This window comes from Nocardia sp. NPDC057272, from assembly GCF_042668615.1.
GTDB lineage: Bacteria > Actinomycetota > Actinomycetes > Mycobacteriales > Mycobacteriaceae > Nocardia.
Genome location: NZ_JBHUYK010000005.1, coordinates 63,367 through 82,102, shown reverse-complemented (window position 1 = coordinate 82,102; position 18,736 = coordinate 63,367). Strand labels below are relative to the sequence as shown.

Here is an 18,736-nt window from a genome sequence, read left to right as displayed (position 1 = left end):
TCCACAGTACGGCAGGACCCCGCCGGAACTCAAAACGCGCGCTGGGCGCCAGGACAGGTCAGCGCCGGTGCTCGGCAGCGTATTCCGGGTATTCGGCGGCCGGTGCGCCGCGCATCTGCTGGCGGCCGCGGGTGATCGAGCGCCGGGTGGTGTTGAGCGTCTCTTCCATGGATGCGAGCCTGTTGCCGAAATCGGCCATCTGCTCGTCGACGTAGTCGTCGCATTCGGTGCGCACCCGATCGGACTCGGCCTGGGCCTCGTCGATCAGACGGGCGGATTCGGCGTGCGCGACCCGTACGACCTCGGTCTGCGCGACGAGGCGGGCCTGCTCGGCCTTCCCGTCGGCGACCGAACGCTCGTAGGAGGCCTTACCCGCTTCGATGGCCCGGTCGGCGTCGATCTGGGCGCGAGCGGTGAGCTCGTCGTACTCGGCGTTGCCGTCGGCGACGACCTGATCGGCCTCGGCCTGGGCCGACGTCACCAGGCGGTCGGCGTGGGCGGTGGCCTCGGCGACCATCCGGTCGGCGTGGTCCTTGGCGTCGGCGAGGATGCGATCGGCCTCGGCGCGCGCCTTCTCGATGGTGGTGCGTGCCTGCTCGTTAGCCGTGGTGACCGTCGTTTCGGCACCGCTGCGGGCGTCGCCGACAATCTTGTCGCGGTGATCGAGCACGTCCTGGGCGTCGTCGAGTTCACCGGGCAGCGCGTCGCGGACGTCGTCGAGCAGCTCGAGGACATCGCCGCGCGGCACGATGCAACTGCGGGTCGGCGGGATGCCACGCGCCTCTTCGACGATGGCGACCAGTTCGTCGAGTGCTTCGAATACGCGATACATGCTCACTACCCTCCTGCGGACTCACGGCGAAACCACTACCGCCGACGCCCAGTGTGCCCGTCCGGGGCGGCTGTGCCGAATGTCGTCGCGGTGTGTCGCGACAGTGTCCAAGATCGCACAGATATCAAGTGGAGTGCAGCCCTCCACTTCGGCTACCATCGGTAAGCACGACAACGCCGTCCGCCGGGAAGCACCGCAACTTATTCGCTGTTGTACTCCTCGACGTCTGTTCATTTGGGATCGGAGTCGAACATGACCCTCCTGGAAACTCCTAGGAGTCCGGTGTCGCACGTCGCGGGCATGTTCACTCCCTGGACCGGTCCGTTCCCCGTGGTGACGCCGAGTGAAGTCGCACCCGCGCTGCGCCCGCAGTTCGAGGGTGCGCTCACGTACCTGCGCGGCGATCGCGCGCTTCCCCAGCTCTTCCGCTTCGCCCTCGTCGGCGGCTCGAGCAACATCGCCTATGTGCTGCTGTTCTTCGCGATGCACGGCATCGGCCCGCTGATCGCCAATGTGGCCGGATCGGTGGTCAGCACGGTCATCGCCAACGAATTCCACCGTCAGCTCACGTTCCACGCCACCGACCGGGTCACCTGGTTCACGGCGCAGTGGGAAGGTGGCGGGATCGCGTTGATCGGACTCGCGATCACCACCGCGTGTTTGGCCGGACTGGATTTCTGGGCACCCGGACTGGGTGACATCACGCAGGCACTGACGGTCCTGGCCATCACCGCCGCGGTCGGCGGCATGCGATTCCTCGCCCTGCGTGGACTGTTCCGCCTGCCCGCGACTTCCTAGCCCTTGCGCTCGGCCAGGCGGTCCAGCAGACGCTTGTGGACAGCGGGCGGGAGCATGTCGCTCACGTCGCCGCCGTAGGCCGCCACTTCCTTGACCAGCGAGCTGGACAGGAAGCTCAGCGACGGGTTGGTGGCGATGAAGAAGGTGTCCACGCCGGCCAGTTTGTGGTTCATCTGGGCCATCTGGAGCTCGTAGCCGAAGTCGCCCGCGTCACGCAGGCCCTTGACGATCGCGCTGATCCCCTCCTGCTTGGCGAAGTCCACCGTGAGGCCCTGCCAGGAGGCGACGCGCACATTCGGCAGGTGGGCGACGGATTCGCGCAGCAGTTCCATGCGCTCCTCGACGGTGAACATGCCCTGCTTCTTGGGGTTCACGTTGACGGTGACGATCACCTCGTCGAACTGGGCGGCCGCGCGAGCGAACACGTCGAGGTGACCGTTGGTGACCGGGTCGAAGGAGCCGGGGCACAGTGCTGCAGCCATACCTCAGACGCTAGCACCGAATTCGGCCAGCTCGACTCTGGTCTCCCCGTATTTGCGTGTCTTCAACGCCACATAGCCTGCGGGCCAGGTGATCTCGGGTGAGCGACTCGACCGTTCCACCACCACCAGCGCTTCCGGCGCGAGCCAGCCGTTGTTCGCGAGCGCGGCGAGGTCGGCGATCACATCCTCGGTGCTCACGTCGTAGGGCGGATCCGAGAACACCACGTCGTAGGCCCTCGGCGCGGCCTGCTTCAGCACCGAGGACACGCTGCCGAGCCGCAGTTCGGCACCGGGCAGACCGAGCTCGGCGATATTGGCGCGCACCACCTCGCCCGCCTTGCGATCGGACTCGACGAGCAGCGCCCGCTGCGCCCCGCGCGACAGCGCTTCCAATCCCAGCGCCCCCGAGCCCGCGTACAGGTCCAGGACCAGCGTCCCGTCCAGATCGAGGCGGGCGTCGATCGCGCTGAACAGCGCTTCACGCACCCGATCGGAGGTGGGCCGGGTACCGGCGGGCGGCACCTTCAAGCGCCGCCCGCCCGCCACACCCGCGACGATGCGTGTCATTCCGACTCGCGTGCGACCAGTTCCACCAGCAGGTCGCCGCCCTCGACCTGGGCCACCTTGGTGGTCGCGATCCGGCCCACCACGCCACCGCGCGGCGCGGTGATGGCCGCTTCCATCTTCATCGCCTCGATGGTGCCGACCGTGTCGCCGGCGTGGATCTCGTCGCCCTCGGACACCGCCAGGGTGACCACACCGGCGAACGGTGCCGCGATGTGGCCCGCGTTGTTCTTGTCCGCCTTCTCCGCCGCGGGCACCTCGGACGCGACGGACCGGTCACGCACCGCGACCGGGCGCAACTGCCCGTTCATGATGCACATCACCGTGCGCATGCCCTTCTCGTCGGGCTCGGAGATCGCCTCGAGGCCGATGAGCAGGGTGACGCCCTTCTCCAGCTGCACGCGGTGCTCTTCGCCGCGGCGCAGGCCGTAGAAGAACTGGTTCTCCGACAGCCCGGTGGTGTCGCCGTACTTCTCACGGTGGGCGTTGAACTCGGCGGTCGGGCCGGGGAACAGCAGCCGGTTCAGCGTGGCGCGACGCTCGGCGGACGAGCCGTCGAGGGCCTTCTGATCCGCCGGGCTCAGCGGGGTCTCGGGCTTGGGCTCGTTACGCCCGGCCAGCGCCTTGCTGCGGAACGGCTCCGGCCAGCCACCGGCCGGGGTCCCGAGCTCGCCGCGCAGGAAGCCGATCACCGAATCGGGGATGTCGTAGCGGCCCGGATCGGCGGCGAAGTCCTCGATGTCGACACCGGTGCCGACCAGGGCGAGCGCGAGGTCACCGACGACCTTCGACGACGGAGTCACCTTGATCAGGCGACCCAGCAGCCGGTCGGCGGCCGCGTACTTGGCCTCGACCTCTTCGAACCGGTCACCGAGGCCGAGCGCGATCGCCTGCTGACGCAGGTTCGACAGCTGACCACCCGGGATCTCATGGGTGTACACACGACCGGTCGGCGCGGGCAGACCCGACTCGAACGGCGCGTAGACCTTGCGCAACGCCTCCCAGTACGGCTCGAGATCGCACACGTTCTGCAGGTTCAGACCGGTGTCGCGATCGGTGTGCGCGGTGGCGGCCACGATCGCCGACAGCGCGGGCTGTGAGGTGGTGCCCGCCATGGCCGCGGACGCGCCGTCGACCGCGTCGGCCCCGGCCTGCCAGGCCGCCAGGTAGGTGGCCAGCTGGCCGCCGGGGGTGTCGTGGGTGTGCACGTGCACCGGCAGATCGAAGTTACTGCGCAGTGCGGTCACGAGTTTCGCGGCGGCGGGGGCGCGCAGCAGGCCGGCCATGTCCTTGATCGCGAGGACGTGCGCGCCCGCGTCGACGATCTGTTCGGCCAGCTTCAGGTAGTAGTCGAGGGTGTAGAGCGATTCGTTCGGGTCGAGCAGGTCGCCGGTGTAGCTGAGCGCCACTTCGGCTATGGCGGTACCGGTTTCGCGAACCGCGTCGATCGCCGGGCGCATCTGGTCGACGTTGTTGAGCGCGTCGAAGATGCGGAAGATATCGATACCGGTGGTGGCGGCCTCGGACACGAAAGCGCGCGTGACCTGTTCGGGGTAGGGCGTGTAGCCGACGGTGTTGCGACCGCGCAGCAGCATCTGCAAGCAGATGTTCGGCACGGCTTCGCGCAGCGCGGCCAGGCGCTCCCAGGGGTCCTCGTGCAGGAACCGCAGTGCCACATCGTAAGTCGCGCCGCCCCAGGCTTCGATCGAGAGCAGTTCGGGGGTCAGCCGCGCGACATGACCCGCCACACCGAGCAGACCGTTGGTGCGGACACGGGTGGCCAGCAGCGACTGGTGTGCGTCACGGAAGGTCGTGTCGGTGACGCCGAGCGCCTTCTGCTCGCGCAGGGCCTTCGCGAAGCCGTCCGGTCCGAGAGTGAGCAGACGCTGGCGCGAACCGTCCGGCGGCGGCAGCGTGAGGTCGACAGCGGGCAGCTTGTCGTAGGGGTACACCGTGGTCGGGCGGTCACCGTTGGGCTTGTTGACGGTGACGTCGGCCAGATAGGTCAGGATCTTGGTGCCACGGTCGGCCGACCCACGCGAGGTGAGCAGTTCGGGACGCTCGTCGATGAACGAGGTGGTCACCCGGCCCGCCTGGAAATCGGGGTCGTCGAGCACCGACAGCAGGAACGGGATGTTGGTCGTCACGCCGCGAATGCGGAATTCGGCCAGCGCGCGTTGGGCACGCGCGGCGGCGGCGGGCAGGTCACGACCACGGCAGGTGAGCTTCACCAGCATCGAGTCGAAGTAGGCGCCGATCTCGGCGCCGAGGTTCGCGCCGCCGTCGAGGCGGATGCCCGCGCCGCCGGGGGTGCGGTAGGCGGTGATGCGGCCGGTGTCGGGGCGGAAGCCGTTGGCCGGGTCCTCGGTGGTGATGCGGCACTGCAGGGCGGCGCCGCGAATCTGCACCGTCTCCTGGCTCAGCCCCAGGTCGGCGAGGGATTCGCCCGCCGCGATGCGCAGCTGCGACTGCACCAGGTCGACGTCGGTGATCTCCTCGGTGACCGTGTGCTCCACCTGGATGCGCGGGTTCATCTCGATGAACACGTGGTTGCCGCGCTCGTCCAGGAGGAACTCCACGGTGCCCGCGTTGATGTAGCCGATCTGACGGGCGAAGGCCACCGCGTCGGCGCAGATACGCTCGCGCAGTTCCGGTGACAGGTTCGGGGCGGGCGCGAGCTCGATCACCTTCTGGTGGCGACGCTGCAGCGAACAGTCCCGCTCGAACAGGTGCATGACATTGCCGTGCTGGTCGGCCAGGATCTGCACCTCGATGTGGCGCGGGTTCACCACCGCCTGCTCGAGGAACACCGTCGGATCGCCGAACGCCGACTCCGCTTCGCGCGACGCGGCTTCGATCGACTCACGCAGCTGCTCGGGTGCGGCCACCCGGCGCATACCACGACCACCGCCACCGGCGACGGCCTTGACGAAGATCGGGTATTCGAGTTCGGCCGAGGCGGTGAGCAATTCGTCAATGTCGGCCGAGGGCTCGCTGGACTTCAGGGTCGGCAGTCCGGCCGCCTTCGCCGCCGCGATGGCCGTGGCCTTGTTGCCCGCCATCTCCAGGATCTCGGCGGTGGGGCCGATGAAGGTGATGCCCGCGGCGGCACAGGCCGCGGCGAGGTCGGGGTTCTCCGACAGGAAGCCGTAGCCGGGGTAGATCGCGTCGGCGCCGGCGGCCACCGCTGCGTCGATGATGGCCTCGATCGACAGATACGCGCGAACGGGATGACCCTCTTCGCCGATCTGATAGGACTCGGCCGCCTTCAGGCGATGCACGGAATTGCGATCCTCGTACGGGAACACCGCGACCGTTCCGATGCCGAGTTCGTAGGCCGCGCGGAAGGCACGGATAGCGATCTCACCACGATTTGCGACCAAGACTTTCGAGAACATTGGCCTACGGTACCCGGCCACGAGCCGGGGCCGGACACGCAAGGTGGCTTCGCAGCAATCTTCACACCGCACACCTGCCTACCTGCGAAGTTGCGTTCATCGGGCCGTCACATCTCACCGTGCGCAGCGGTGCGCGGTGCGCACGGACGGCGTGGGCGCAACCGCAGGTCACGGCCGTGTTCGGGATGGGGCGGTGACCCGTGGCCCCGCTGAGGGCCTATGCTGAGCGGGCAGCTGGTTCGCGTGCGCGGTGGAAGAGTCGGAGCCCCGACCTCCCGCGCAGGCGTCGAAACCCGGGTGCGGATCATGTTCCGCATCGGGTGAGAGGGAACCCGGTGAGAATCCGGGACTGTCCCGCAGCGGTGAGCAGGAACGACCGCCGTCATCAGCACTGGGCTGCACGCCTGGGAAGCGACGGCCAGTAGGTCGGTCGATCACACGACCGGTGCCCGCGAGTCCGAAGACCTGCCGACTGTGCCGGATACGCCGTATCCGGCGGCCACCGCCTCGTGGATCGGGCGCGCGGACCACCGATGCCGACCTGTCGTATCTTCTCGCGACTCTGTCGGCTGTGTGGCGTGTGCCCGCGAAAGGCGGCGGCTCTCCCTGCACGACACTGGAGAATCTCCGTGACTGTTTCGCACACCCCGTTCACCGCAACGGTTCTCGGTCTACCGCGAGTGGGCCCGAACCGGGAACTCAAGCGCGCCACCGAGTCCTACTGGGCGGGCCGCGCCGATGCCGCGCATCTGCACGCGGTCGGCCGTCAGCTCCGTCGCGCCCAGCTCACCGAACTCGCCGCGGCCGGATTGGATTCGGTGCCGGTGGGCACCTTCTCCTACTACGACCAGATGCTCGACACCGCGGAGCTGCTGGGCGCACTGCCGGCGCGGGTCGCCGCAATCGCCGATCCGCTCGACCGCTATTTCGCGGCCGCGCGCGGCACCGACGCGGTCGCTCCGCTGGAGATGACCAAGTGGTTCGACACCAACTACCACTACCTGGTGCCCGAAATCGACGCGGCCACCACCTTTTCCCTGCACCCGGGCAAGCTGCTGACCGAACTCGACGAGGCGATCGAGCTCGGGGTCCCCGCACGGCCGGTGGTGATCGGTCCGATCACCTTCCTGAAGCTCGCCAAGGCCGTCGACGGCGCCGCGCTGGAGCGGCTGCCCGAGCTCGTGCCGCTGTACCTCGACCTGCTGGCCCAGCTGGCGGACGCGGGCGCGCAGTGGGTACAGATCGATGAGCCGGTGCTGGTCACCGACCTGACCGAGGCGGAGCTCGCTCTGGTCGGCCAGACCTACAGTGCGTTGTCGGCCGCGCAGAACCGCCCCGCGATCCTGGTCGCCACCTACTTCGGGCACCCCGATGCCGCACTGGCGGCGCTGGCCGACACCGAAATCGAGGGTGTCGCTCTCGATTTCACGGCGGGCGCCGGCGTCTCGGCGGTCGCGGCACTGCCCGCGCTGTCCCGCAAGCTCGTGGTGGCGGGTGTGGTCGACGGCCGCAATATCTGGCGCGCCGACCTCGACGCCGCCCTCGGCACCCTGGGCGACCTGCTCGGCAGCGCCGACGCGGTGGCGGTGTCGAGTTCGTGCTCGCTGCTGCACGTGCCGTATTCGCTGACCCCGGAGACCGGGCTGGACGAACGGCTGCGCTCGTGGCTGGCCTTCGGCACCGAGAAGGTCGGCGAGGTGCGCGTCCTGGCCACCGCCCTCACCGCGGGTGCCGACGCCGTCGCCGACGAGCTGGCCGCGGCCCGCGCCGCCGCCGACTCACGCCGGACCGATCCGCGTCTGCACAACGACGAGGTCCGCGGCCGGCTGGCCGCGCTCGACGAGAACGACCTGACCCGCTCCCCCGCCGACGAGCGTCGCGCCCTGCAGCGTGATCACCTCGACCTGCCGGTGCTGCCGACCACCACCATCGGCTCCTACCCGCAGACCTCGACCATCCGGCTGGCCCGTGCCGCGCTGCGCAAGGGCGAGATCGACCACGCCGAGTACGTGCGGCGGATGCGGGCCGAGATCGCCGACGTGATCACCCTGCAGGAGAAGCTCGGTCTCGACGTGCTGGTGCACGGTGAACCCGAACGCAACGACATGGTGCAGTACTTCGCCGAACTGCTCGACGGTTTCGCCGTCACCGAGGCGGGCTGGGTGCAGTCCTACGGCACCCGCTGCGTGCGTCCGCCGATCCTGTTCGGCGATGTCACCCGGCCCGAGGCGATGACGCTGTCGTGGATCGGGTACGCCCAGTCGCTGACCACCAAGCCGGTCAAGGGCATGCTCACCGGCCCGGTGACCATTCTGGCGTGGTCGTTCGTCCGCGACGACCAGCCGCTGGATGACTCGGCCCGCCAGGTCGCGCTCGCCATCCGGGACGAGACCGTCGACCTGGAAGCCCAGGGCGCGCGGATCATCCAGGTCGACGAGCCCGCCCTGCGCGAGCTGCTGCCGCTGCGCGCGGCCGAACAGCCTGCCTACCTGCGGTGGTCGGTGGACTCGTTCCGTCTCGCCACCGCGGGCGTCGCCGACACCACCCAGGTGCACACGCACCTGTGCTACTCGGAGTTCGGCGAGGTCATCTCGGCGATCGCGGGCCTGGACGCCGATGTCACCTCGATCGAGGCGGCGCGCTCGCACATGGAGGTCCTCGACGATCTGAACGCGGCCGGTTTCGCGCTCGGTGTCGGGCCTGGCGTCTACGACATCCACTCGCCGCGGGTGCCGTCGGTCGAGGAGATCACGATCTCCCTGTCCGCGGCGCTGAAAGCCGTTCCAGCCGAACGGCTCTGGGTGAATCCGGACTGCGGCCTGAAGACCCGCGGACCGGTGGAGGTCGAGGCGTCGCTGCGCAATCTGGTGACGGCCGCCGCGGCACTGCGCTGACCGACGGGAGCTGACCACCGCGACGGTGAGCGGCACACAGACCACTGCCCCGGACGGAGATTTCCGTCCGGGGCAGTGGTTCGGTTCAGCTCGCCCTGGCGACCGGAACCGCACGCTGTGCCACGCCGTGATACTCCGACAGCGGCCGGATCAGCGCGTTGGCGGCCGACTGCTCGGCGATGTGCGCGGTCCAGCCGGTGATCCGGCTCATCACGAAGATCGGCGTGAACATCTCGATGTCGAAGCCCATCAGGTAGTAGGCGGGCCCTGCCGGAAAGTCGAGATTCGGCGCTATGCCGGTCTTCTCGGCCATCGCGGCGGCGAGTTCGTCGTACATGCGGACCCAGTGCTGTCCCCCGGTCACCGCCGCGACCTCGTCGAGGGCCGCCTTCATCGTCGGCACCCTGGAATCGCCGTTGCGGTACACACGATGCCCGAAGCCCATCACCTTGCGCTTGGCGTCGAGGGTTTCGGCGATCCACGCCTTCGCGTGCGCGGGGTCGGCGATCTCCAGCATCGTGTGCATCACCGCCTCGTTGGCGCCGCCGTGCAGCCGCCCCTTCAGGGCGCCGATCGCCGCCGTGATGGCGCTGTAGGAGTCCGAGCCGGTGGAGGTCACCACGCGAGCGGCGAAGGTCGAGGCGTTGAAACCGTGCTCGGCGTAGAGGATCAGCGAGATCTCGAACGCGCGCACGATCCGCGGATCCGGTACCGCGCCGAAACACATGTACAGGAAATTCTCCGCGAAACCGAGCTGGGAGTGCGGTGCGATCGGGTCGAGCCCCCGGCGCCTGCGCATCGCCGTCGCGATCACCGTCGGCAGCAGCGCGGTCAATCGCAGTGCGGAGTCCAGCCTTTCGCGCTCACTCGTGCTCTCGGAGGCCGAGTCCTCGGTGCCGAGGTAGCTCACGACCGTGCGGACGGCGTCCATCGGGTGGCAGGTCTGCGGCATCTTCTCCAGCAGGGCGAGCACCGACCGATCGATCCGGCGCTGGGCCCGTTCTCGCTGGCAGAGCAGTTGCAGCTGACCGTCGTCGGGGAGTTCGCCGTACCACAGCAGGTAGGCGACCTCCTCGAAACCGCAGCGCGCGGCCAGGTCCTGTACCGGGTAGCCACGGTAGGTCAGCGAGTTGGTCTCGGCGACGACCTTGGAGATGCTCGTCGTATCGACCACCACCCCGGCCAAACCCTTGGCGATGGCGGGTTGCGTTGTCTGTCCACTGGTCATGGCGTCACTCACTCACCGTGAAGTCGAAGATGCCGGAGTCGAATGCGTTGTAGTGCCGGTAGCCGAGCAGTTCGTAGAGCCGAGACCGGTGCTGCATCCGGTCCAGTAGTGCTGATTGCGTTCCAGCCGTGGCTATCTCGCGCAGACCGTCTTCGATCGCGCCCATCGCCAGGCGCAGCGTGGTGACCGGGTAGATCACCGCGTTGTAGCCGAGGTCGGTCAGTGTCCGCGCGCTCAGCAACGGCGTCTTGCCGAATTCGGTCATGTTCGCGAGCAGCGGGACATCAACGGCGGCACGGAACTTCGCGAACTCGGCCTCCTCGGCCAGCGCCTCGGTGAAGATCAGGTCCGCGCCCGCGTCGACGTAGGCTCTCGCCCGCTCGATCGCCGCGTCGAGACCCTCGATCGCGCGCGCGTCGGTGCGGGCGCAGATCACGAAGTCAGGATCACGGCGCACCGCCACGGCGGCCCGGATGCGGCGCACCATCTCGGCGGTGTCGACGACTGCCTTGCCGTCGAGATGGCCGCATCGTTTCGGGTTGACCTGGTCCTCCAGATGGCAACCTGCCAGGCCCGCGTCCTCCAGCAGGGCCACGGTGCGGGCGGCGTTCATCGGTTCACCGAAGCCGGTGTCGGCGTCGATGAGGACGGGCAGATCGGTGGCGCGGGCGATCTGGCGGCCACGCTCGACGACCTCGGTGAGCGTGGTCAGGCCGATATCGGGCAGTGCCAGCTCGGCCGAGATCACCGCGCCCGATACGTAGACGCCGTCGAATCCGATCTCCTGGATCAGCTTGGCCACCAGCGGGTTCACCGCTCCCGGCAGTCGTTGCAGGCGCCCGGAGGCCAGCCCGGCGCGCAAACTCGCGCGCTTCTGCGCGGCAGTGGTGTGCGCGGCGAGCAATCCGGCAACAGTCATCAGAACAGTCCTTCCCGTGCGGTGGGCAGCCGGTCGAACAGCGCGGGGTCGACGGTGAAGCTCAGTTGATCGAGCTCCTCCGCGCCGAGTTCCGGTGTGCGCTGGGCGGCATCGAGGAAACGGTCCTGTTCGGCGGGCGTCACGACACCGTCGGCGAGGACGCGGAACTTCTCGACGTACTGCTCGCGCGCGAACGGCCGCGCGCCCAGTGGATGCGCGTCGGCGACCGCGAGTTCGTCGACGATCACCTCGCCGTTGTCGAGAGTCACCACGGCACGGGCGCCGAAGGCCTTCTCGGCCGGGTCGGTCGCGTGATAGCGGCGCGTCCACTCAGGATCCTCGACCGTGGAGATCTTGCGCCACAGCGCCACCGTGTCGGGTCGCTGGACGCGCTCGGGCGCGTAGGAGCGCTCGTGATGCCAGGTCCCGTCCTGGAGGGCGACCGCGAAGATATAGGGGAGCGAGTGGTCGAGGGTCTCGCGGCTGGCGTGCGGATCGAACTTCTGCGGGTCGCCGGATCCGGTGCCGATCACGTAGTGCGTGTGGTGGCTGGTGTGCAGCACGATCGAGGCGATGCGGGCGGTGTCGGTGATCCGCTCGCGCAGTCGGCGGGCGAGGTCGATCGGGGCCTGGCTCTGGTATTCGGCGGAGTGTTCCTTGGTGTAGCTGTCGAGGATGGCGCGCTTGGCCGTGCCCGGAGTCGGCAGCGGCACCTGGTATTCGGCATCGGTGCCGCCGAGCAACCAGGCGATCACGCCGTCGGCACCCTCCCAGATGGGCGCCGGCGCACCTTCACCACGCATCGCCCGGTCGACCGCCTCGACGGCCATCTTTCCGGCGAACGCCGGGGCATAGGCCTTCCAGCTGGAGATCTCGCCCTTACGGGACTGCCGGGTGGCGGTCGTGGTGTGCACTGCTTGGCCGACGGCCTGATAGATGGTCTCGGTATCGAGGCCGAGCAGCGTGCCGATGCCCGCGGCGGCCGACGGGCCGAGGTGAGCGACGTGGTCGATCTTGTGTTCGTGCAGGCAGATCGCGCGCACCAGGTCGATCTGGATCTCATAGCCGGTGGCGAGCCCGCGGATCAGCTCGGCGCCGGGCCGGCCCGTGTGCTGGGCGACAGCCAGAATCGGCGCGATGTTGTCGCCCGGATGCGAGTACTCCGCCGCGAGGAACGTGTCATGGAAGTCGAGCTCGCGCACCGCGACCCCGTTCGCCCACGCCGCCCACTCGGGTGAAACGCGCTGCGCGCCGGGCAGTCCGAAGACGGTGGCGCCGTGGCGTGACGAGGCGGCGGACAGTGGATGGGCCGACGCCTGCGCGCGGGCGGTGCGGACCGGACCGCGCAGGACCGACGCCGCGGCCACCGCGGCGTTGTCGATGATGCGGTTGACGATCATGTCGGTGACCTCGCCGGTCACCGCCACCGGATCGGTGGCCACCTCGGCGATCAGCGTGGCCAGATGCTGTGACCGCGGAAAGTCCTCGGCGGCCCCGACGCTGCGAACGATATGGGTTTTCATTGCCATGGTTCGCACGCTACGCACTGGATCTATCGCTGGATATGGGCTGAACAAGCGTATTTTTGCGTGCGATGGGCGAAAGATCAGCAACTATTGCGAAGATTGGCGATCACCGCCGGAACGGTGATACCGAAGCGCTATGGTTGATTCTCCTGGCAACCACGCAGAGAACGCGCGGGCGCCCTCGGCGGCAATTCGGTCACCGCAGCCCGAGGTCGCACCTGCCGCCGACCGTGACTTCGCATGTTACGCACGGGTAGACACAGGTAAAATCCCTTGCGGGACTGGACTTCTCCCGAGGCATTCGCCACTTTGAGCAAACATTGCGAACAGCTCGCGTTAGGATCTGCGACGTGCGGAAGATGTACGCGGGGGCCAGGCTACGAAGGCTGCGCGAAGAACGGCGGATGACCCAGGCAGCGCTCGCGAAGTCGCTGGACCTCTCACCCAGCTATCTCAATCAGCTCGAGCGTGATCAGCGCCCGCTGACCATTCCTGTTCTGCTGAAGCTCAACTCGACCTTCGACCTGGACGTGCAGTTCTTCGCCGCCGACTCCGACGCGCGGCTGGTCTCGGACCTGCACGAGGTACTGGTGGAAGCCGCGGGCGGCGGCGACACTGCCCCGATCACCGAGGTCGAGGAACTGGCGACCCGGCTGCCCGAGGTGGCGCGCATCGTCATCGCGATGCACCGGCGGTTGCGCGCGGCGACCGACCAGCTCGACCTGCTGTCCTCACGCGTCGACACACCGGCCGGCACGCCGGGCACCCCCATGCCGTACGAGGACGTACGCGATTTCTTCTACGACCACCGCAACCACATCTCGACCCTCGACCATGCCGCCGAGCAGCTGTTCGAGGAATCCGGTCTGAGCATCGGCTCGCTGGATCGTCAGCTGGCCAGGATCGCCGAGGAACGCGCAGGCGTCACGGTGCTGGTCCGCGGCGACGGCGCCGACCCGGCCATCCCGAAACGCCACTACGACCCCGACACCCGAACCCTCACCCTGGCCAGGCGACTGCGCCCCGGGCAGCGTGCCTTCCAGATCGCGACCACCCTGGGCCTGCTGCTCTACGGCCGCGAGATCGACAACGTGCTCGCCGAATCCCGGGCGCTCACCGGCGAATCCCGCACCCTGGCCAGGGTCGGGCTGGCCAACTACTTCGCCGGCGCGCTGATCCTGCCCTATGGCCGGTTCCTGCGCTCGGCCGAGGAATTGCGCTACGACGTTGACCTGCTCGCACTGCGGTTCGAAGTCGGCTTCGAGACGGTCTGCCATCGGCTCAGCACACTGCAGCGGCAGGGTCAGCGCGGCGTGCCGTTCTTCCTGGTGCGCACCGATCGGGCGGGCAATATCTCGAAACGCCAGTCCGCCACCGCGTTCCACTTCTCCCGCGTGGGCGGCAGTTGCCCGCTGTGGGTCACCCACGAGGCGTTCGCGCACCCCGGACGCATCCTCACCCAGATCTCGGAGATGCCCGACGGCCGCCGGTACCTGTGGATCGCGCGCACCACCCCCGCCGCCGCGCAGGGATTCGGGGCGGCGTCGAAGAACTTCGTCATCGGACTCGGCTGCGACATCGAATACGCCGACCGGCTGGTGTATTCACAGGGGCTGCAGTTGGACGATCCGCAGGTCGCGGTGCCGATCGGGGCCGGGTGCAAGGTGTGCGAGCGACCGTCGTGCCCGCAACGCGCGTTCCCGCAGATCGGGCGGCCGCTGTCGGTGACCGAACACACCAGCACAGACCTGCCGTACCCGCGCCTACCTCGCTGACACCGCGCGGGCGTCAGGACTTGGCGAGGTATTCGATGCGTTCGCCGTCAACGGCGGCGTGCATCATGCCCGCCAAGCCCGGATGATTCACCAGACCCGGGTCCTCGGCGACGACCTGGCGGGCGAGTTCCTGTGCGGCGGTGATCACCTCGAGGTCGTCGAGCAGCGAGAGCAACCGCAACGACCGGGCGGTACCGGACTGCGCCGAGCCGAGGACGTCACCTTCGCGACGCTGCCGCAGGTCGAGCACCGAGAGTTCGAAGCCGTCGGTCGTCGCCGCCACCGCCTCCAGCCGCGCCATCGCGGTCCCGCCCGGCGCGGCATCGGTGACCAGCAGGCACAGGCCCGGATGCTTGCCTCGGCCGATGCGACCGCGCAGCTGGTGCAGCTGACTCACCCCGAACCGGTCGGCGTCGACGATCACCATGACGGTCGCGTTCGGCACGTCGACACCGACCTCGACGACCGTGGTGCAGACCAGCACGTCGATGGCGCCGTCGTTGAATTGGCGCATCACGTGGTCTTTTTCGTCGGACGGTAGCCTGCCGTGCAGCAGGCCGACGCGCACACCGGCGAGCGGGCCGGCGCTCAGCGTCTCGTACATCTCCACGGCGGCCGCGGTGGTCGGCCCTTCCTTCTCCGCCTTCTTCCCCTTGGCCGGTGGCGCGTCGGGATCCTCGCCGATGCGCGAACAGACGACATAGGCCTGCCTGCCCTGGCCGACCTCCTCGACGATGCGCTCCCAGGCACGATCCACCCAGCCCGGGTGCAGTTTGCGCGGAACAACTTTCGACACGATCGGTGAACGGCCCTTGGGCAGCTGGGTGAGCGTGGAGGTTTCGAGATCGCCGAGTGTCGTCATCGCGATGGTGCGCGGGATCGGGGTCGCGGTCATCACCAGCAGGTGCGGGCTGATGCCGTCTTTCGCCTTGGCACGCAACGCGTCTCGCTGTTCGACTCCGAAGCGGTGTTGTTCGTCGACCACCACGAGGCCGAGGTCGTAGAACTCGACGGCATCCTGGATCAGCGCGTGGGTACCGATGACGATGCCCGCCTCGCCGGTCATCGCGTCCAGCAAGGCCGCCTTCTTCGCGGCCGTCGACATCGATCCGGTGAGCAGCACGACCTTCGTCGAGTTCTCCGCGGCGCCGAGTTCGCCGGCGTTGCCGAGGTCGCCGAGCATCGACCGCAGCGACCGATAATGCTGGGCGGCGAGGACTTCGGTCGGCGCGAGCAGGGCGCATTGACGCCCCGAGTCCACGACTTGGAGCATGGCGTTCAGCGCCACGATCGTTTTGCCCGAACCCACCTCACCCTGCAGCAGGCGGTGCATCGGGCGGGTGCGGGAGAGGTCTTCGGAGATCTCCGCGAGCACCTGCTGCTGGCCTTCGGTGAGCTCGAACGGCAAGCGCTCGTCGAAGGTGGCGGCGATGCCGTCGGCCGAGGGCGGGCAGGCGGGGGCGGTGCGGCCCTCCACCTCGTGGCGGCGTTCGGCCAGCACGAGCTGCAAGGCGAGCGCCTCATCGAAACGAAGCCTGTCCCTGGCCTTCTCGATATCGAGCTTGTGCTCAGGGAGGTGGATCAGGCGCAGCGCTTCCGAGAGCGGAAGCAGTCGGCGCTCCTCGCGCAGGTCGGCGGGCAGCGGGTCGTCGATGGGGCCGAGCTGGTCGAGTACCTGGCGAATGCAGGCGAGCAGGTCCCAGCTCTGGACCTTCGCGGTCGCCGGATACACGGGGACGAATTCGCGCTCGAAGAACGAGGCATCCACTCCGCCCGCGCCTTTCGCGCTCTGCGCCAGCCCGCGCAGCGCGCCGCTACCGCGCACGGAGGTGAGTTCCTCCACGCCGGCTTCGGCCTTGTCGGGCAGGATCAGGTAGTCGGGGTGCGAGAGGTTCCAGCGGTCGGGACGCCACCAGTGCACGGTGCCCGACATCATCGCTCGCACACCTTCTTTCACCAGATACCGCACCTTGTCGCCGTTGAAGAAGGTGGCTTCCAGTGGACGCTGGGCGCCGGTGTCGAGCTGCACCTTCAACAGGGAGCCGCGCCGGTTCTTCATCGGGCGCAGTTCGGTTTTCGTGATGCGACCGATGACGGTGATGTGCGCACCCTCCTCCGGCTCCTCCTCGGTGAGGGGCTGCCCCTGCGTGGCGTAGCGCACCGGATAGTGGCGCAACAGATCCTCGACGGTGGTCATGTCGAACGCCTCGGTCAGCCGGTCGGCCGCCTTGACGCCCAGCACATGGTCGAGCCGGTCACTCAACGTCGCCATCTACTCGACCCCTATCTGCACCAGATCCGCTTGCTGTCCACCGGAATACACGACCACCTCGACGCCGGGGAAACCGGCCGTCACATGATCGGCGAGCACCTGCGCCAGCTCGGGCCCCGTATCGGCGCCCATCAGCAGCGTCACCAATTCCCCACCGAGACCGAGCATCCGGTCGAGCAGGATGCGTCCCGCGCCGACCACATCGGGGTCGATCACCACCACATCCTGGCCGACGAGCCCGAGTCCGTCACCGGGAGAACACATTCCGACCATCGTCAGGGCCCGCACCCGCGCAGCCCGCAGGGCACCCCACCGCATGGTCGCCGCCGCCTCCGACATCGCGAACGCGTCATCCACCGCGATCCGTCCGCGATCGTGCACCGCCAGCGCCGCGAGGCCCTGCACCATCGACGCGCTCGGCAGCAACAACACATCACGCGACCCGTCACGGGCGGCCACACCGACGGCGACGAGTTCCTGCGCGGGCAGGGCGCCGTTGGGCAACACGAGCACCTCACGATGTGGCATCCGCCGAATCGCGGTCAGCAGAGTGCTCGTATCGACCTGCCGATCCCCGCGCAACACCACCGCGCCGGCGTCTTCGAACAGGCGCGTGGCGGCAGCGCCGGCGACCACCGCCAGGACGCCGCGGTCCGCGAGGACATCGCCGGCGGTGGGGTCGCCGACGGCGCGGCCATCTCCGGTGGCGGGTACGACGTCTCGGCCCACCGGACGAGACAGTCGATTGCCAGTACCACTCGCAACCGCCTCACACAGCGCGGAGGCGTCGCGCGCGCTGTTGCTGCCCCGCGCGTGCTGAGTGGCGAGCCAGTCGGTGCCGTGCTCGTGGTGGCCGCTGTGGGGCGCGGTCACCGCGAAACTCTCGATCCGAATGCTCGTCACCGTGCCCACCGCGAGCCCGGCCTCGATCGCCGCCCCCGCGTCGCGGCAGTGCACATGGGCCGACCAGGTGCTGTCACCGTCGCCGACCACCACCACCGAATCACCGAGAACGGCGAGTCGATCGCGCAGCCCACCCGCGGCGGTCTCGTCGGTGCCGGAGATCACGTACATGACCTCGAAGTGTGGATCAGCGTCCCGATCACGATGATCGTGGTCGTCGCGGGTGTCGAGTATCCGGCGCTCCCGGCCGTCGGAATCGGCCTCCCCCGCGCCGTCGCGCGCATGTCCGTGATCGATGTCACCGGACCCGCCGGGCAGAGTCACTGCCTGCTCGTTGCCGTCGTCCGGCCGCCGATGCGGCCCCTGGTCCGCCCGCTCGCCCCGCGTGTACCTGACTCGCGCGGGTGCCTCGCCACAGACTTCGGTCACGAGGCAGTCCAGCAACACCAGCAGCCCGCGCGCCCCCGCGTCGACGACTCCCGCCGCGCGCAGCACGCCCAGCTGGGTCGGAGTCCGGCTCAGTGCCCGCGCGGCACCTTCGGCGGCGGCGCGGGCCACCTCTTCCAGGGAGGGTTCGGCGACCTCGGCGGCCGCGGCGGCGGCGCGGTCGAGAACCGTCAGGATCGTGCCCTCGACCGGGGCACTCAGTCCCGTGCGCACCAGCACGGCCGACCGCCGCAATGCCTCCTGCAGCCGCACACCGGTCAACGGACCAGCGACAACGGCCTCCGCGATCCCGCGCAGGACCTGCGACAGGATGATGCCCGAGTTTCCGCGCGCGCCCGTGGTGGCCCCGCGGGCCAAGGCCTGGGCGACGAGGTGGGACGTGGCGTCCTCCGCGTCGAGCACGGCCCGCTCGGCCGTCGCGACCGCGGCTCGCATGGTGGCGAGGAGGTTGGTCCCGGTGTCGGCGTCGGCGATGGGGAACACGTTGAGCGCGTCGATCTCCGCGCGGCGTAGCTCCAGGTCGGTGCGGCAACCGCGGGCCCAGACCAGCAGATCGGGGCCGTCGAGAGACTCCCGCACGTGCGCCACCGCCACCTCGCTCCCCGTTCTGCGTACCCGCGCGCCGAGCACGCACGCCAGGTTAGCGGCAGCTACCGACCGGGGTACGCTGACCTCGGACGGGCCCTCAGCCGGGCTGT

12 protein-coding genes and 1 riboswitch are annotated in these 18,736 nt (G+C 68.9%); of the genes, 3 read left to right on the top strand and 9 right to left on the bottom strand.

Annotated features, from left to right (window positions below; all coding sequences use genetic code 11):
• Positions 1-58: 58 nt before the first annotated feature.
• Positions 59-832, bottom strand: coding sequence for a DivIVA domain-containing protein (locus ACFULV_RS09640; RefSeq protein ID WP_378655053.1), 774 nt, complete (start codon positions 830-832; stop codon positions 59-61).
• 252 nt (positions 833-1,084) lie between these two features.
• On the opposite strand from ACFULV_RS09640, the gene ACFULV_RS09635 reads away from it, so the two are divergent.
• Positions 1,085-1,630 carry a GtrA family protein gene (locus ACFULV_RS09635; RefSeq protein ID WP_378626326.1) on the top strand — a complete coding sequence of 182 codons (546 nt, stop codon included), beginning with the start codon at positions 1,085-1,087 and terminating at the stop codon, positions 1,628-1,630.
• On the opposite strand, the gene coaD is transcribed toward ACFULV_RS09635, so the two are convergent.
• The 3 genes from coaD to ACFULV_RS09620 are packed head-to-tail and all read right to left on the bottom strand — an operon-like array spanning position 1,627 to position 6,074.
• The gene (gene coaD, locus ACFULV_RS09630; RefSeq protein ID WP_056811926.1) at positions 1,627-2,112 is read right to left on the bottom strand and encodes a pantetheine-phosphate adenylyltransferase; all 486 of its coding nucleotides are present in this window, start codon (positions 2,110-2,112) and stop codon (positions 1,627-1,629) included. The genes ACFULV_RS09635 and coaD overlap by 4 nt on opposite strands.
• A gap of 3 nt (positions 2,113-2,115) precedes the next feature.
• A complete protein-coding gene (gene rsmD / locus ACFULV_RS09625; protein ID WP_378655050.1) occupies positions 2,116-2,679 on the bottom strand; it encodes a 16S rRNA (guanine(966)-N(2))-methyltransferase RsmD in 564 nt (187 codons plus the stop codon).
• On the bottom strand, positions 2,676-6,074 hold the full coding sequence (locus tag ACFULV_RS09620) for a pyruvate carboxylase (protein ID WP_378655048.1): 3,399 nt from the start codon (positions 6,072-6,074) through the stop codon (positions 2,676-2,678). Before ACFULV_RS09620 ends, rsmD begins: the two co-directional genes overlap by 4 nt.
• A gap of 290 nt (positions 6,075-6,364) precedes the next feature.
• A riboswitch (cobalamin riboswitch) is annotated at positions 6,365-6,562 on the top strand.
• Between the two features lie 135 nt (positions 6,563-6,697).
• On the opposite strand from ACFULV_RS09620, the gene metE reads away from it, so the two are divergent.
• Positions 6,698-8,968: a 5-methyltetrahydropteroyltriglutamate--homocysteine S-methyltransferase gene (gene metE / locus ACFULV_RS09615; protein ID WP_378655463.1), complete on the top strand. Its 2,271-nt coding sequence runs from the start codon at positions 6,698-6,700 to the stop codon at positions 8,966-8,968.
• Positions 8,969-9,053: 85 nt separating this feature from the next.
• On the opposite strand, the gene ACFULV_RS09610 is transcribed toward metE, so the two are convergent.
• From ACFULV_RS09610 to ACFULV_RS09600, 3 genes are read right to left on the bottom strand one after another with little or no spacing between them, the layout of a single operon-like run.
• Positions 9,054-10,196, bottom strand: a complete 1,143-nt coding sequence (locus tag ACFULV_RS09610; protein WP_378655045.1) for a bifunctional 2-methylcitrate synthase/citrate synthase — start codon at positions 10,194-10,196, stop codon at positions 9,054-9,056.
• A gap of 4 nt (positions 10,197-10,200) precedes the next feature.
• A complete protein-coding gene (gene prpB, locus ACFULV_RS09605; protein ID WP_378655043.1) occupies positions 10,201-11,115 on the bottom strand; it encodes a methylisocitrate lyase in 915 nt (304 codons plus the stop codon).
• A complete protein-coding gene (locus ACFULV_RS09600) occupies positions 11,115-12,638 on the bottom strand; it encodes an MmgE/PrpD family protein (RefSeq protein ID WP_378655460.1) in 1,524 nt (507 codons plus the stop codon). The genes prpB and ACFULV_RS09600 overlap by 1 nt, the downstream gene beginning before the upstream one ends.
• Positions 12,639-12,991: 353 nt before the next feature.
• Here ACFULV_RS09600 and ACFULV_RS09595 point away from each other — a divergent pair, with 353 nt between their 5' ends.
• Positions 12,992-14,416 carry a short-chain fatty acyl-CoA regulator family protein gene (locus ACFULV_RS09595; RefSeq protein WP_378655041.1) on the top strand — a complete coding sequence of 475 codons (1,425 nt, stop codon included), beginning with the start codon at positions 12,992-12,994 and terminating at the stop codon, positions 14,414-14,416.
• Positions 14,417-14,429: 13 nt separating this feature from the next.
• Here the strand turns inward: ACFULV_RS09595 and recG are convergent, their stop codons facing one another.
• Together recG and ACFULV_RS09585 are read right to left on the bottom strand one after the other, a co-directional pair.
• The gene (recG, locus tag ACFULV_RS09590) at positions 14,430-16,688 is read right to left on the bottom strand and encodes an ATP-dependent DNA helicase RecG (protein ID WP_378655038.1); all 2,259 of its coding nucleotides are present in this window, start codon (positions 16,686-16,688) and stop codon (positions 14,430-14,432) included.
• Entirely contained in the window at positions 16,689-18,617 is a 1,929-nt protein-coding gene (locus ACFULV_RS09585; RefSeq protein ID WP_378655035.1) for a DAK2 domain-containing protein, read from the bottom strand.
• Between the last annotated feature and the right edge of the window lie 119 nt (positions 18,618-18,736).